The sequence below is a fragment of the Pseudomonas sp. NUPR-002 genome (genome assembly GCF_056322725.1).
Map to the genome: position 1 here is coordinate 1848329 of NZ_CM150476.1, position 15122 is coordinate 1863450.

General features: G+C 61.5%; 13 protein-coding genes and 4 tRNA genes. 14 read left to right on the forward strand and 3 right to left on the reverse strand.

Annotation, left to right across the window (positions count from 1 at the left end; genetic code table 11):
• Nucleotides 1-22 precede the first annotated feature (22 nt).
• The 13 genes from truA (at nucleotide 23) to ACVWSC_RS08685 (ending at nucleotide 9702) form a co-directional block, all read left to right on the forward strand.
• Complete coding sequence (truA, locus tag ACVWSC_RS08625) at nucleotides 23-898, forward strand: tRNA pseudouridine(38-40) synthase TruA (protein ID WP_442113237.1); 876 nt, start codon at nucleotides 23-25, stop codon at nucleotides 896-898.
• A gap of 38 nt (nucleotides 899-936) precedes the next feature.
• Entirely contained in the window at nucleotides 937-1557 is a 621-nt protein-coding gene (locus tag ACVWSC_RS08630) for a phosphoribosylanthranilate isomerase (RefSeq protein ID WP_442113239.1), read from the forward strand.
• 281 nt (nucleotides 1558-1838) lie between these two features.
• Nucleotides 1839-2759 carry an acetyl-CoA carboxylase, carboxyltransferase subunit beta gene (gene accD / locus ACVWSC_RS08635; RefSeq protein WP_442113241.1) on the forward strand — a complete coding sequence of 307 codons (921 nt, stop codon included), beginning with the start codon at nucleotides 1839-1841 and terminating at the stop codon, nucleotides 2757-2759.
• Nucleotides 2756-4063, forward strand: a complete 1308-nt coding sequence (gene folC / locus ACVWSC_RS08640) for a bifunctional tetrahydrofolate synthase/dihydrofolate synthase (RefSeq protein ID WP_442113243.1) — start codon at nucleotides 2756-2758, stop codon at nucleotides 4061-4063. The genes accD and folC overlap by 4 nt, the downstream gene beginning before the upstream one ends.
• The gene (locus ACVWSC_RS08645) at nucleotides 4047-4730 is read left to right on the forward strand and encodes an SPOR domain-containing protein (RefSeq protein ID WP_442113245.1); all 684 of its coding nucleotides are present in this window, start codon (nucleotides 4047-4049) and stop codon (nucleotides 4728-4730) included. The genes folC and ACVWSC_RS08645 overlap by 17 nt, the downstream gene beginning before the upstream one ends.
• Nucleotides 4731-4829: 99 nt before the next feature.
• Nucleotides 4830-5384, forward strand: a complete 555-nt coding sequence (locus ACVWSC_RS08650) for a CvpA family protein (protein WP_442113247.1) — start codon at nucleotides 4830-4832, stop codon at nucleotides 5382-5384.
• A 41-nt stretch (nucleotides 5385-5425) separates the two neighbouring features.
• The gene (gene purF, locus ACVWSC_RS08655; protein ID WP_442113248.1) at nucleotides 5426-6931 is read left to right on the forward strand and encodes an amidophosphoribosyltransferase; all 1506 of its coding nucleotides are present in this window, start codon (nucleotides 5426-5428) and stop codon (nucleotides 6929-6931) included.
• A 15-nt stretch (nucleotides 6932-6946) separates the two neighbouring features.
• Complete coding sequence (locus ACVWSC_RS08660; protein WP_442113249.1) at nucleotides 6947-8158, forward strand: O-succinylhomoserine sulfhydrylase; 1212 nt, start codon at nucleotides 6947-6949, stop codon at nucleotides 8156-8158.
• Nucleotides 8159-8169: 11 nt separating this feature from the next.
• A complete protein-coding gene (locus ACVWSC_RS08665; protein ID WP_442114275.1) occupies nucleotides 8170-8928 on the forward strand; it encodes an SDR family oxidoreductase in 759 nt (252 codons plus the stop codon).
• Nucleotides 8929-9108: 180 nt separating this feature from the next.
• Nucleotides 9109-9184, forward strand: a tRNA-Val gene (locus ACVWSC_RS08670).
• Between the two features lie 77 nt (nucleotides 9185-9261).
• A tRNA-Asp gene (locus tag ACVWSC_RS08675) sits at nucleotides 9262-9338 on the forward strand.
• A 98-nt stretch (nucleotides 9339-9436) separates the two neighbouring features.
• Nucleotides 9437-9513 (forward strand) — tRNA-Asp (locus ACVWSC_RS08680).
• Between the two features lie 112 nt (nucleotides 9514-9625).
• A tRNA-Asp gene (locus ACVWSC_RS08685) sits at nucleotides 9626-9702 on the forward strand.
• Between the two features lie 187 nt (nucleotides 9703-9889).
• Here ACVWSC_RS08685 and ACVWSC_RS08690 read toward each other — a convergent pair.
• A complete protein-coding gene (locus ACVWSC_RS08690; protein WP_442113250.1) occupies nucleotides 9890-11443 on the reverse strand; it encodes a methyl-accepting chemotaxis protein in 1554 nt (517 codons plus the stop codon).
• Between the two features lie 269 nt (nucleotides 11444-11712).
• On the opposite strand from ACVWSC_RS08690, the gene ACVWSC_RS08695 reads away from it, so the two are divergent.
• Nucleotides 11713-12585, forward strand: a complete 873-nt coding sequence (locus ACVWSC_RS08695) for a DUF2242 domain-containing protein (protein WP_442113251.1) — start codon at nucleotides 11713-11715, stop codon at nucleotides 12583-12585.
• A 215-nt stretch (nucleotides 12586-12800) separates the two neighbouring features.
• Here the strand turns inward: ACVWSC_RS08695 and ACVWSC_RS08700 are convergent, their stop codons facing one another.
• Nucleotides 12801-13841, reverse strand: a complete 1041-nt coding sequence (locus tag ACVWSC_RS08700) for an AraC family transcriptional regulator (protein ID WP_442114276.1) — start codon at nucleotides 13839-13841, stop codon at nucleotides 12801-12803.
• A gap of 7 nt (nucleotides 13842-13848) precedes the next feature.
• The gene (locus tag ACVWSC_RS08705; protein ID WP_442113252.1) at nucleotides 13849-14970 is read right to left on the reverse strand and encodes a nitrilase-related carbon-nitrogen hydrolase; all 1122 of its coding nucleotides are present in this window, start codon (nucleotides 14968-14970) and stop codon (nucleotides 13849-13851) included.
• Between the last annotated feature and the right edge of the window lie 152 nt (nucleotides 14971-15122).

The window sequence follows — 15122 nt, forward strand, 5'->3', positions numbered from 1 at the left end:
TTAATCTACAGGCTGTATTTTCTTGGAAATCATTGATAACACGGCGGCCGAGTCGGCAGCCGACGGCTTCTTCCGCATCGCCCTTGGCGTCGAATACAAAGGTTCGCGTTATCGCGGATGGCAGCGCCAGGCCGATGGTGTGCTGAGTGTTCAGCAGACCCTTGAAGAGGCGTTGTCGAAAGTCGCCGACTCGCCTGTATCGCTGGCGTGCGCCGGACGCACCGACGCCGGGGTGCATGCCTGCGGTCAAGTGGTGCATTTCGACACCCAGGCGGTGCGCAGCATGAAGGCCTGGACCATGGGCGCCAATATCAACCTGCCGCACGACATCAGCGTAAGTTGGGCCAAGGAGATGCCGGCGCATTTTCACGCACGCTTCAAGGCCATTGCCCGGCGCTACCGCTACGTGATCTACAACGACCAGATCCGCCCGGCGCACATGGGCCAGGAGGTCACCTGGAACCATCGGCCGCTGGAGGTCGAGCGCATGGCCCTGGCGGCCGAGTATCTGGTGGGTACCCATGACTTCAGCGCCTTTCGCGCGGGGCAGTGCCAGGCCAAGTCGCCGATCAAGAACATTCACCACCTGCGGGTCACCCGTCACGGCAAGATGATTGTCCTGGATATCCGTGCCAGCGCCTTCCTGCATCACATGGTGCGCAACATTGCCGGGGTATTGATGACCATTGGCGCTGGCGAGCGACCGGTGGAGTGGGCCCGGGACGTACTGGAGAGCCGTGAGCGGCGCGCCGGTGGCGTCACCGCCCATCCTTTTGGCCTGTACCTGGTGCAAGTGGAGTACCACGACGAGTTCGCGTTGCCCGAGCGTTACATCGGCCCACACTTTCTCACCGGTTACGAGTCGCTGGCGGCTGACGGCCCAGACGTCATTTGCTAACATCCGGGACTTTCCAGATCAGCCGAGGTTCACGCTTCATGAGCGCCGTTCGCAGCAAAATCTGTGGTATTACCCGCATCGAAGATGCGCTGGCGGCGGCCGAGGCGGGCGCTGATGCCATTGGTCTGGTGTTCTATGCCAAGAGCCCGCGGGCGGTCGATGTGCAGCAGGCGCGGGCCATCATCGCGGCCTTGCCGCCGTTCGTGACCACGGTGGGGCTGTTCGTCAATGCCAGCCGCTGCGAGCTGACTGAAATCCTCGAAGCCGTGCCGCTGGACCTGCTGCAGTTTCACGGCGATGAAACCCCGGCCGATTGCGCGGGTCATAACCGGCCATGGATAAAAGCGTTGCGGGTGCGTCCCGGCGATGATCTGGAAGCCGCCTGCCAGTTGTACAGCGGGGCCAGCGGGATTCTGCTCGATACCTATGTCGCCGGCGTGCCGGGCGGCACCGGTGAGGCGTTCGACTGGTCTCTGGTGCCGGAAAAACTCAGCAAGCCGATCATTTTGGCCGGCGGTCTTTCGGCCGATAACGTTGCTGCAGCCATCGCTCAGGTGCGGCCATACGCAGTGGACGTCAGTGGAGGTGTGGAGCAAGCCAAGGGCATCAAGGATGCCGCGCGGATCGAAGCCTTTATCAGCGCGGTCAAACGCGCCTGATGCCGACGGTTGATGCCAATGTGACGGCTGGCCGCGCGCCATCGTCCATAGCTTTCGCAGCCCGTTGCTGCCGGATCGCGCCCATGGGCCGGTCGAAATTACCGGGCGACGCCCTTGGCGTTGCCCTTACAGGTTGACGATGGTTCGGTATCGGGGCACCTCGCAGTATGTGGGGCGCCGGAGCCGGTCCATCATCGCGACATACATGAATTGAGCTCAAGGGCATACGTGCGAACCTGGCAGCCAAAGCCTGCCGGTCGCCGTTACTGGAGAAAGAAAGCATGAGCAACTGGTTAGTAGACAAACTGATCCCATCGATCATGCGTTCCGAGGTGAAGAAGAGTTCGGTACCTGAAGGGCTGTGGCACAAGTGCCCGTCCTGTGAGGCCGTGCTGTATCGTCCGGAGCTGGAAAAGACCCTGGATGTCTGCCCCAAGTGCAACCATCACATGCGTATCGGCGCACGTGCTCGTATCGACATCTTCCTCGATGCTGAAGGCCGTGCCGAACTGGGTGCCGACCTGGAGCCGGTCGATCGCCTGAAATTCCGTGATGGCAAGAAGTACAAGGACCGTCTGAGCGCCGCGCAGAAGCAAACCGGTGAAAAAGACGCCCTGATCTCCATGAGTGGTACCCTGCTGGGTATGCCGGTGGTGGTCAGCGCCTTCGAATTCTCGTTCATGGGTGGTTCGATGGGTGCCATCGTCGGTGAGCGTTTTGTTCGCGCCGCCAACTATGCCCTGGAAAACCGTTGCCCGATGGTCTGCTTCTCGGCCTCCGGTGGCGCGCGTATGCAGGAAGCGCTGATCTCGCTGATGCAGATGGCCAAGACCTCGGCAGTGCTGGCGCGTCTGCGCGAAGAAGGCATTCCGTTCATCTCGGTATTGACTGACCCGGTCTACGGCGGTGTTTCGGCGAGTCTGGCAATGCTCGGCGACGTTATCGTTGGTGAGCCAAAAGCCCTGATCGGCTTTGCCGGCCCGCGAGTGATCGAGCAGACCGTGCGTGAAAAACTGCCAGAAGGCTTCCAGCGCAGCGAGTTCCTCCTCGAGCACGGTGCGATCGACATGATCATCCCGCGTCAGGAACTGCGTCAGCGTCTGGGCAACCTGCTGGCACAAATGATGGGCCTGCCGACGCCGAAGTTCGTCGAGCCTGTGCTTGAGCCGATCGTCGTTCCGCCGGCGCCTGCCACCGTATGACCCAACGTACCCTTGGCGACTGGCTCGCCTATCTCGAGCAGTTGCACCCCTCGGCCATCGACATGGGCCTGGCGCGTTCGCAACAGGTTGCAGCCAGGCTCGGGCTGGACAAGCCGGCGCCACGGGTAATCACCGTGACCGGCACCAATGGCAAAGGCTCTACCTGCGCCTTTGTCGCCGCGTTGCTGCGTGCCCAGGGCCTCAAGGTCGGGGTCTACAGTTCGCCGCACCTGCTGCGTTACAACGAGCGGGTGCAGATCGACGGCCAGGAAGCTGACGATCAGCAGCTGTGCGAAGCCTTTGCCGCTGTTGAAGCGGCCCGTGGCGAGATCTCCCTGACCTATTTCGAGGCGGGCACGCTGGCGGCGTTCTGGCTGTTCAAGCGCTCGGCCCTGGATGCCGTGGTGCTTGAAGTCGGTCTGGGCGGGCGTCTGGACACGGTCAATATCGTCGATGCCGATATGGCGCTGGTTACCAGTATCGGCGTTGATCATGCCGATTACCTGGGTAATACCCGTGAATCGGTAGCCTTCGAAAAAGCCGGTATCTTCCGTCAGGGCAAACCGGCCTTGTGCGGTGACCTCAATCCGCCGCAGCCCTTGCTCGACAAGGCGCGTGAGCTCAATTGCCAGTTCCTGTTGCGCGGCCGTGATTTCGATCTGGCCAGCACTGACCGCTACTGGCAGTGGCGAGGAGTGGGCAGCCGAGGCCAGCAGGTCGAGTTGCACGACTTGCCACTGCTCGATCTGCCGATGGAAAACGCCGCGCTGGCCTTGCAGGCCCACCTGCTGCTGGACCTGCCCTGGGATGCCGAACAGATTGCCGGCGTGTTGCGCGCCACGCGCATGGTTGGTCGTCTGGATCGTCGGGCGTTTCGCTGGCAGGGCAAGGCATTGACTATCCTCATGGATGTCGGCCACAACCCGCACGCAGCCGAGTACCTGGCGCAGCGCCTGGCGGCACGGCCGGTAGCGGGCAAGCGTCTGGCAGTGTTTGGCCTGTTGGCCGATAAAGACCTGGCTGGTGTTGTGCAGCCGCTGCTGAGTGCCGTCCAGGGCTGGGCCGTTGCGCCGCTGGGCACGGCGCGCAGTCGTCCTGGCGCAGAGCTTGAAACGGCGCTGGCGAATCTCGGTGCTGAAGTGACCGCGTATGCCAGTGTCGCCGAAGCCCTTGACGGTCAAGCTGCGCTGGCAACGGCGGATGATGAAATTCTGCTGTTCGGATCGTTTTTCTGTGTCGGCGAAGCCCTGCAGTGGCTGGAGCGGCACGCCATGGAGGAAGGGGCAGATGGCATTGCTGGATAAAGTGGTCAAGCAACGCATGGTCGGGGCGCTGGTGCTGGTGGCGCTGGCGGTGATCTTCTTGCCGATGCTGTTCTCGCGTGAAGATGAAATGCGGCAGGTGCGCGTCGACGCGCCGCAAGCCCCGGCAGCGCCAAGCATGCCGCAAGTGCAGGTTGAACCTGTGGCGGTACCTGAGCCACAGGTGCTGCCGGATGAAAACCCGGTGATCGTCGACGAATCCACAGCGCCCGTGCAGGCGCCGAGTACACCGATCGCGCCAGTTCCCGCAGCGGTTCCTGCTCCGGCTCCAGCCTCGACACCTGCTCCTGCACCAGCCGTTGCCGCCAAGCCTGCCACGCCGCCATCAGCGGCCAAGCCTGAGGTCAAGCCAGCGCCTGCCGTGGCTGCTGCGGCCAAGCCTGCGGCGGGCAAGATCGACGCCAATGGTCTGCCGGTCAGCTGGTCGGTGCAATTGGCCAGCCTGTCCAACCGCGCCGGTGCCGAAAGCCTGCAGAAAACCTTGCGCAGCCAGGGTTACAACGCCTACATCCGCTCCGCTGGCGGTCTTAACCGGGTGTACGTCGGGCCGTTGATCGAGCGTGCCGAGGCCGAGCGCCTGCGTGATGTGATCAGCCGCCAGCAGAAGCTGAACGGCATTATCGTGCGCTTCCAGCCCGAGCGCAGTTGATTGCTCGTCGCCCGGCCAGAGCCGGGCGGCAAATCACTGCTTACCGATAGCCCGTTGCTCTGGTAAAATGCGCCGCCTTATCCGTTTGCAGGCAACACTGTGGCATTTACCTGGGTCGACTGGGCGATTTTCGCAATCATCGCCGTTTCTTCGCTGATCAGTCTCAAGCGCGGCTTTGTCAAAGAGGCCTTGTCGCTGCTTACCTGGATCATTGCCGGTGCGGTGGCCTGGATGTTCGGTGGTTCGCTGTCGCAGTACCTGGAGTCCTATATCCAGACGCCATCGGCCCGCGTCATTGCCGGATGCGCCATTCTTTTCGTCGCCACCTTGCTGGTGGGGGCCATGATCAACTTTCTTATCGGCGAGCTGATTCGCGTTACCGGGCTTTCCGGAACCGACCGCTTCCTGGGCATGGCCTTCGGTGCCGCCCGTGGGGCCTTGCTGGTGGTAGTGGCTGTCGGGCTGTTGAGCCTGGGGCCGGTACAACAAGATCAGTGGTGGCAGGAATCACGCCTGATACCACAATTTCTATTGGTGGCTGATTGGTCGAAAAACCTCATTCTGGGGTTCACCAGTCAGTGGCTAGCCAGCGGAATCAGCGCACCGGCTGATCTCCCGTTCAAGGAACAGCTTCTGGGGCCAAAAACGCCTTGAAAGCTGCTCAGTCCAGTTTCATTAAGTAGGGGTTGCGTCGCATGTGTGGCATCGTCGGTATCGTCGGTAAGTCGAACGTCAATCAGGCGCTGTATGACGCGCTAACCGTCCTCCAGCACCGCGGCCAGGACGCTGCCGGTATTGTGACCAGCCATGACGGCCGGTTATTCCTGCGCAAGGACAACGGCCTGGTGCGTGATGTGTTCCAGCAGCGCCATATGCAGCGCCTGGTCGGGCACATGGGCATTGGTCACGTGCGTTACCCAACCGCAGGCAGCTCGACCTCGGCCGAGGCTCAGCCGTTCTACGTCAACTCGCCCTACGGCATCACGTTGGCGCACAACGGCAACCTGACCAACGTTGAACAGTTGGCCAAGGAGATCTACGAGTCCGACCTGCGTCACGTCAACACCAGCTCCGACTCTGAAGTGCTGCTCAACGTTTTCGCCCACGAGCTGGCGGTGCGCGGCAAGCTGCAGCCAACCGAAGAAGACGTGTTCGCCGCCGTGACCGATGTACACAACCGTTGCGTCGGTGGCTACGCGGTGGTGGCGATGATCACCGGCTACGGTATCGTCGGCTTCCGTGACCCGAATGGCATCCGTCCGATCGTCTTCGGTCAGCGCCACACCGACGAAGGCGTCGAGTACATGATCGCCTCCGAAAGCGTCTCCCTCGACGTCCTCGGCTTTACCCTGATTCGCGATCTGGCGCCGGGTGAAGCGGTGTACATCACCGAAGAAGGCAAATTGCACACCCGTCAGTGCGCAACCAATCCGCAACTGTCGCCGTGCATCTTCGAGCACGTGTACCTGGCCCGTCCCGATTCGATCATCGACGGCGTTTCGGTGTACAAGGCGCGCCTGCGCATGGGTGAGAAGCTGGCCGAGAAGATCCAGCGCGAACGCCCGGATCACGACATCGACGTGGTCATTCCGATTCCTGATACCAGCCGTACCGCTGCGCTGGAACTGGCCAACCACCTGGGCGTCAAGTTCCGTGAAGGCTTCGTCAAGAACCGCTACATCGGCCGCACCTTCATCATGCCTGGCCAGGCGGCACGCAAGAAGTCGGTACGCCAGAAGCTCAACGCCATCGAGCTGGAATTCCGCGGCAAGAACGTGATGCTGGTCGATGACTCCATCGTCCGTGGCACCACCTGCAAGCAGATCATCCAGATGGCCCGCGAAGCCGGGGCGAAGAATGTCTACTTCTGCTCGGCGGCGCCGGCGGTACGCTTCCCTAACGTCTACGGCATCGACATGCCGAGCGCTCATGAGCTGATCGCTCACAACCGCAGCACCGAAGATGTCGCCGAGCTGATCGGCGCCGACTGGCTGGTCTACCAGGACCTGCCAGACCTGATCGAGGCTGTGGGGGGTGGCAAGATCAAGATCGAGCATTTCGACTGCGCGGTGTTCGACGGCAAATACGTGACCGGCGACATCGACGAGGCCTACCTGAACAAGATCGAGCAGGCGCGTAACGATGCCTCCAAGGTCAAGAATCAGGCGGTCAGCGCGATCATCGACCTCTACAACAATTGATTTAGGAGCAGCGGCATGACACAGGAATGGGATGCCGGGCGCCTGGACAGCGACCTCGAAGGGGTCGCTTTCGATACGCTGGCGGTACGCGCCGGCCAACATCGCACGCCGGAAGGTGAGCACAGCGATCCGCTGTTCTTCACCTCCAGCTATGTGTTCCGCACAGCGGCCGATGCCGCTGCGCGGTTCGCGGGCGAGGTTCCAGGCAACGTCTATTCACGCTACACCAACCCGACCGTTCGTGCCTTCGAAGAGCGCATTGCCGCCCTGGAAGGCGCTGAGCAGGCTGTGGCGACCTCCACGGGCATGTCGGCGATCCTGTCGACGGTGATGGCCTTGTGCAGCGCGGGTGACCATGTACTGGTCTCCCAGAGTGTGTTCGGTTCGACCATCAGCCTGTTCGAGAAGTACTTCAAGCGCTTCGGTGTCCAGGTCGATTACGTTCCTCTGGCGGATCTCGCCGGTTGGCAGCAAGCGATCAAGGCCAACACCAAGCTGCTGTTCGTCGAATCGCCATCCAACCCGTTGGCCGAACTGGTAGACATCGCGGCGCTGGCCGAGATCGCTCACGCCAAGGGCGCGCAACTGGTGGTCGACAACTGCTTCAGCACCCCGGCGTTGCAGCAGCCGCTGAAGCTGGGCGCCGATATCGTCGTGCACTCGGCGACCAAGTTCATCGACGGCCAGGGCCGTTGCATGGGCGGTGTGGTTGCCGGGCGCAGCGAGCAGATGAAAGAGGTGGTGGGCTTTCTGCGCACGGCCGGGCCGTCGCTGAGCCCGTTCAACGCGTGGATCTTCCTCAAGGGCCTGGAAACGCTCAACTTGCGCATGCGCGCCCACTGTGCCAATGCCCAGGCCCTGGCCGAATGGCTGGAGCAGCAGGAAGGTATCGAGAAGGTGCACTACGCCGGGCTGCCAAGCCATCCGCAGCACGCTTTGGCGAAAAGCCAGATGAGCGGTTTCGGTGCCGTGGTGAGCTTTGAGGTCAAGGGCGGCAAAGAGGGCGCCTGGCGCTTTATCGACGCCACCCGTTTGATCTCGATCACCGCTAACCTGGGTGACAGCAAAACCACCATCACCCATCCAGCCACCACCTCTCACGGCCGTCTGGCGCCGCAAGAGCGTGAGGCCGCTGGCATTCGCGACAGCCTGATCCGCGTCGCGGTAGGCCTGGAAGATGTGGTTGACCTGCAAGCCGACCTGGCCCGCGGTCTGGCGGCGCTGTGATCGACTGGTCGGTGGGCGACAACAGCCATAATGGCCGTGTCGCCCTGGTCACCGGCGCGGCCCGAGGGATTGGCCTGGGCATTGCTGCCTGGCTGATCGCCGAGGGCTGGCAGGTGGTGCTTACCGATCTGGATCGCGGGCGCGGTGCCAAGGCTGCCAAGGTACTGGGCGACAACGCCTGGTTCATCGCCATGGACGTCGCCGATGAGGCTCAAGTCAAAACCGCTGTGGCCGAAGTACTCGGCCAGTTCGGTCGCCTTGATGCATTGGTGTGCAATGCCGCGGTTGCCGATCCGCACAACACCACCCTCGAAACCCTGAGCCTTGCGCACTGGAATCGGGTGCTGGCGGTCAACCTCGGTGGGCCGATGCTGTTGGCCAAACACTGCGCGCCGTACCTGCGCGCCCATGGCGGCGCCATCGTCAACCTGGCGTCTACCCGTGCCGGGCAATCAGAACCTGACAGCGAAGCCTATGCGGCGAGCAAGGGCGGGCTATTGGCCCTTACCCATGCGTTGGCGGTCAGCCTGGGTCCGGAAATTCGTGTCAATGCGGTAAGCCCTGGCTGGATCGATGCGCGTGATCCGTCCCAGCGCCGTGCCGAGCCACTGACCGAAAGCGACCATGCCCAGCATCCGGCGGGCAGGGTAGGGACCGTGGAAGACGTTGCAGCCATGGTTGCCTGGCTGTTGTCGCGCAATGCAGGCTTTGTTACCGGGCAAGAGTTCGTGGTCGATGGTGGCATGACCAAGAAGATGATTTACCGGTAGCTTCAAGTTGTAAGCTGCAAGCTTCAAGTGGTTCGCGGTGTGCTTTGGATTTTGCTTTTACTTGCCGCTTGAAGCTCATCCCTTGCAGCTGTTTTTTTCACCTCCGTGAAAAAAACTTCAACAGGGGTATTGACTTAGGTTCGATACCTGCGTAAATTTCGCCACCTCAGCGAAGCACACGGGTGATTAGCTCAGCCGGGAGAGCATCTGCCTTACAAGCAGAGGGTCGGCGGTTCGATCCCGTCATCACCCACCACTTCCTGAGATGTTCCTGGTTCGACACTTTCGCAAGAAGGCGTCACCTGAGAGGAACCGGACGCAAGTCCACACTGCGCGGCGGTAGTTCAGTCGGTTAGAATACCGGCCTGTCACGCCGGGGGTCGCGGGTTCGAGTCCCGTCCGCCGCGCCATTTTTCTCCAGATCGGTCAATGACCGGTTTGAGGTCCGAAGGCACCGAAGCCTTCAGGCCAGATCCCAGTTTCAAGCAAGCGCAAGCTTGTACGATACGCAGCGGTAGTTCAGTCGGTTAGAATACCGGCCTGTCACGCCGGGGGTCGCGGGTTCGAGTCCCGTCCGCTGCGCCATATTTGCTTCGAGGCCCTTGAACTCCTCGAAGCTACAAGAAGAGCGACCTAAGGTTCGCTTTTTTTGTGCCTGAGATCAGCGGTGGTTTCGCGATCCAGGTTTGCACGACACGCAGCGGTAGTTCAGTCGGTTAGAATACCGGCCTGTCACGCCGGGGGTCGCGGGTTCGAGTCCCGTCCGCTGCGCCATATTGAAGTCACAAAGAAAGCGACCCCCGGGTCGCTTTTTTTGTGCCCGTTGCGGTGGGAGCAACTGCCTTGCCCCCCCTGTGGGAGCGGGCTTGCCCCGCGATGCAATATGACTGACGCACCGCAATCGCGAGACAGGTCGGGTCGCCGCACCGCCGTTCCTACAAATCCGTTCATCCCACTGCACTCATACTCTAAAACGTGCCACCAGCTGTTGCAGCTCGTTGCCAAGGCGCGCCAGCTCCATCGACGAGGTCGCAGTCTGCTGCGAGGCGGTGGACGACTGTTCCGCGACATCGCGGACACTCAGCACACTTCGATTGATCGATTCGGCCACAGCGCTTTGTTGTTCGGCCGCTGTGGCAATCTGCACGTTCATGGTCTGGATGCTGGTAACCGTCTGGCTGATGGCTTGCAGCTCAATGCCGGCCTCATTGGCCAGCGCTACCGTGGCACCCACCATCTGATGGCTGCTGTGCATCATCTCGGCGGCTTTTTGCGCCCCTTGCTGCAGCGAGACGATCATCGCTTCGATTTGGGCGGTGGACTGCTGGGTGCGCTTGGCCAATCCGCGCACTTCGTCGGCGACCACGGCAAATCCACGTCCGGCATCACCCGCCCGTGCCGCTTCAATGGCTGCGTTGAGCGCCAGCAGGTTGGTTTGCTCGGCGATGGCGTTGATGACGGTCATGACGCTGCTGATGCGTTCGCTTTCTGCTGACAGCACGTTGACGGCTTGAGTCGAGCTACCGATGTCCGCGGCCAGTTGCTCGATCTGCGCCACAGCCCTGCGCACTACCTGGTCGCCTTGATGGGCCTGGCTATTGGCCTGGCGGGTCGCTTCGCTGGCGTATTCGGCGTTGCGTGCGACGTCCTGAACGGTGGCGACCATCTCGCTCATGGCCGTGGCCACTTGGTCGGTCTCGATTTTCTGGCTGTTGATGCCTGCGCTGGTCTGTTCGGTGATGGTCGATAGCGCTTCGGCGGCGCTGGACAGTTGACGGGTGACGGTGCCGGTGTGGCCGAGCATCTCGCGCAAGTTAGTGCTGCTTTGCGTCAGCGCTTGCAGGAGTTGGCCGAATTCGTCGCGGCGCGGCTCATGGCTGGCGTTGGTCAGATCACCTTCACCCAGACGCTGGGCAATCTGCAGGGCCTGGCCCAAGGGACGGGTGATTTGTCGAATGATCAGCGCGCTGATGATGCCGCCCAACACCAGGGCGCAGAACAGCAGGGAGAGCATCAAGGTGCGGCTGTGGCTGGCCTGCTCTTCGCTACGCTGGTTCTGTAGGGTGATCAGTTGGTTGATCGCCTTGAGCCCTGTGTGCAGCGTGTCCAGCAGTTGCTCGTGCAGCGTTATGGACTGCGGGCTGTTGGCGGCTGCTGCCTGCAACTGCTGGAACTGCTCCAGATAGCGCTGCAGGTCCTCGCGGGTGGTGCGCAACAAGCGCTGCGAGTCGGCGTCCGCCAGGTGCTTGAGGTTTTCATCGAGCAATTGCCGGGTTTGTTGGTAGGCGGACTCCAATTGGCTGGCAAAGGTGGCCTCACGGCGTATTTCGAAACTCAACTGGGCAGCGCGCATTTCATTGAGGTTGTCGAGGATGTAGTTGACCGATACCAGCCTGTCGGCGCGCTGAGTCAAGGTGTTCAAGCTGTTGATGGCGGTGACAGCGAGGAGCACCATCAGCACCAGAATGGGGGTGAAGCCAAGCAGCAGCTTCATTTTCACTGATACGTTTTTCACCGAGGTAACTCCTGTTGTCCTGTTGAAGTGAATGCTGGCCTCATGCCAGCGTAGTCGGACATTGCTCGGGAAAAAGCGCTGTTATCTTGCCGATTGCAACAAATCGTTTGCTCGATGGACTCAAGGCTTTTTCGACCGGCGGCGCGCCGCTCAAGTGCCTGATTTGCGGTTTTTCCGGTGAATTTTCTGCGGTGATGGCCCGGCTGCGGTTCCAGTGATCTGCCGATGTGTTGCACAATAGGCCCTGATCGTTTTACTCAGGATTTGCAATGTCAAAGTCAACCGTCTTCAGTGCGCTGGGGCTGGCCCTGGTGCTGGCGGGTGTTGCTGGCTGTTCTTCAAAGAAAGCTGCCATTTACGAACACGAGAATTTCGACGACTCGGGTACCTATTCGCGTAGCTTCCCGGTCAGCGAAGCGGGTAGCTGTGAGGCTGCGCGGCGGGCATTGCTCAGTCAGGGCTACATCATCACCAACAGCGATGCCGGGCAGGTGATTGGCAACAAGAGCTTCCAGCAGACCGGCGAGTCGCACCTGCAAATCAGCTTCAACGTGGTGTGTGCCCGCGACAGCGGCGATGAACTGCGCTCGACCATGTTCGCCAATGCCTTGCAGGACCGCTATGCATTGAAGAAATCCAATACCTCGGCCAGCGTCGGGGTAGGGGTGCTGGGCTCGTTGTCGATGCCGATTGGCTCCACAGACGACTCGATGGTCAAAGTGGCCAGCGAAACCGTTACCTCGGCCAAGTTCTACGAGCGCTACTTCGCGCTGGTGGAAAGCTTTCTGCCCAAAGAGCAGAAAAAGAAGCTGTCGCTGAAAAAGTCGCCGGAACAACCTGCGCCCGCACTGGGTGTGCCTGAAAGCGCCGCTGCGCCGGCGCCTGCCGCCCTGGCACCGGTCGAGCCTGCAGCGCCTGCACCGGCACCCGCTGCCGTTGAGCCTGCGCCATCTCAAGCGGTGCCCGTGGTCGAAGCCCCTGCGGCGCCTGTCGTCGACGACAGTGCCGGTTCCAAGCCCGTAGCGCCGCCCAGCGAGGCGACGCCGATCAATGTTGAGCAGCCGGCGCCTGCACCGGCTGAGCCGGTATCGAGCACCGCCCCGGTAGTGCCTGCCAGCAGCCCTGAGCAGGCGCCGCAGTAGCGGCAGGTAATTTTTCCATTAGCTGCTACGTTGTTTTGATAAGCGTCATTGTCATTTTTCTGTCATCGCGGCACTTTAGGCTCGTTGACGAATCAATGAATAGAATGAAAAACGACGGAGCAGATAATGGACGATTATCAAGAAGAACTACTCGAATACCGCGCCTTTGAACTCGACCCGCTCGAGCCTGCCGAGGACGCCACCGAGCTGTAGTTTCAGCCGGTACGCCGCTGACTGCGGCGAAACTCCCCTGGGGTCATGCTGTTCCAGCGCTTGAATGCGCGCTGGAAGGCTTCGGCCGAAGCAAACCCGAGCAGGTAGGCAATCTCACCAAAGGCCAATTCCGTGTCGCGGATGTAGGTCATCGCCAGGTCGTGCCGGGTGTCATTGAGAATGGCGCGAAACTGCATGCCTTCCTCAGCCAGTTTGCGCCGCAAGGTCCAGGTGGGCAGTTGCAGGTGGCGCGCCACTTCTTCCAGATCCGGTTCACGTCCGCCATTGAGCAACGGCCCGAGCAAATGGGCAATGCGCTCGCTCAGGCTGCGAATCCGCGTGCGTTGTTCCAGTTCTGCCTCACACAGGTTCAGCAAATGCCGCCAGGTGCTGGGGCAATGCGCTGGGTTGCGCAGGGCCAGGCTGGCTCGGCTCAAGCGCAACTGGTTGGTCTGCGCGCCAAACTGTATCGGGCTGCTGCACAGCGCCTGGTAGTCAGCAGCGTACTCCGGTGGCTCAAACTCGATCTCTACCCGATCGGCGACAATGTCCACCGCCACCAGGTCCGACAACTGCGCCAGCCAACCGGATAACAGCGAGTCCACGACAAAGCGGTTGTAGGCGTTGTAGGGGCTGATCGAGTAGAAGCGCAGCCAGGCCCCGTTGCTGTCTTCATGAAAGCTTGAGCGGCCACGGTAGTTGCTGGCATACAGCGGCTCGAAGCGCAGCAAGGTGCGTGCGGCTTCACCCACAGTCGGCGCTTGGGCGGCAGTAACGCCAGCCAGTCCGGCATGGCTCAGGCGGCTGCGGCGGCCCATGTGCAGGCCTAGCGCCGGATCGCCGCTCAGTTCGATGGCGGTGTGGCCCAGGTGCATGTAGCGGGCGATGGACAAGCGGGCACCCGCTTCGGCCAGACGAGCATGGTCCAGACCATAGCGCTGCAACAGCGCTGTGGAGTCGATACCGCGCTGGTGCAGGGTTTCACTCAGGCATTGGATAAACCCGACTGAGAGGTCTCCCAGGCGCATCCGTGGGCGGTTCATCATCCACCTACAACCACAGGTTCAGCAGACGCGCACCGGAGCTGCTGTTGCCGTTCAGCGTGACGCCTGCGCGGTTGGCAAAGCCATGCCCGTCAGCAACCACGTCCCAGAAGCGCCCGCGCTGGAACACACTCATGCTGATCATGTTCGAGGGGTTGGCGTTCAAGGTCAGCTGTTGCCAGGCGAGGGCCTCGCTGACTTCGCCGGGCTTGAACGGCAGTCTGGTCGCCAGCGGCTGATGGCGGTTGCCGCGCCAGGGCCCGTTCCAGCTGTCTTTGCCGCCGAGGAATGCCGGGTTGGCGATGATCTGTGCCGACTGATTGGCCAGCTGTTGCTGATTGCTTGGGTACCAGCTGTCGCTGCCGATCAGCACGCCCAGGCGTCCGGCCGGGGTTTGCAACACTTGTGGCGGCTGGTCGGTGCCGCTGTCGATGTAGCGTCGTACGTCGCCATCGGGGTGTTGTTGCAGTTGAGGCTGGCCAAGTACCGAGCCGTCACCAGCGAACACCAGGCTGCTGTTGTACAGCGCCCCTGAGCCGACTTTGAGGACGCCGTGCTCGACCCGTGGCGAAGGCAAGACAATCGAGCCCGCCACCAGGGTGACGCCAAATTCCTTGGCCAGGCCGCCAAACAACTGTTGGTAATCGCTGGCCATTTGCTGCGCCTTCATGCGCAGGTGAGCATCGGCACGGCGGTCGTCACCCTCGGCGTTGAGCATGGCCAGGCCATAGCGCAGCGGGTTGCTGACTTCCAGCCATTGCCAGGCATCACGGCGCTGGGTGACCTGGTACAGCTCGTTTTTTTCGCCGCGCGCCCACAGCCAGGTGCCGATGTGCTCGGGCAGGATGACAATGGTGCGGGTGTTGATCAGGCCCTGGGCGCGCGCCTGCTCCAGATACGCCGCCAGCTTGCGGTGCAGGCGTTGCAGGTTCTGGTAGTCGCTGGGATTGAGCTGCGGCTCGACCCCAAGCAAGTTGCCGTGGTCGGCGGGAACGCCTTCGCTCATGGCCAGTTCGATACGCAGGTCAGACAGGTAATGGCCTGCCGGCCGCTGCTCGGTCCAGAACCCGTAGCCGCAGAGCGCAGCAATGACAACTAGCGCCAGGGCGCCTAACAGAAGTTTTCGCATGAAGCAGCACAGCGCCAACAAGGGATTCGGTCCTAAGGGTAGTCCTCGGGTGCATTAGGATCAATAACTTGTCATTTTCGGTCATTGAGCCTGATGAGCGGGCTCTTTAATGTCGGCCTCAGATAACTGACGGGCCCCGCCAGCCTTGGTGA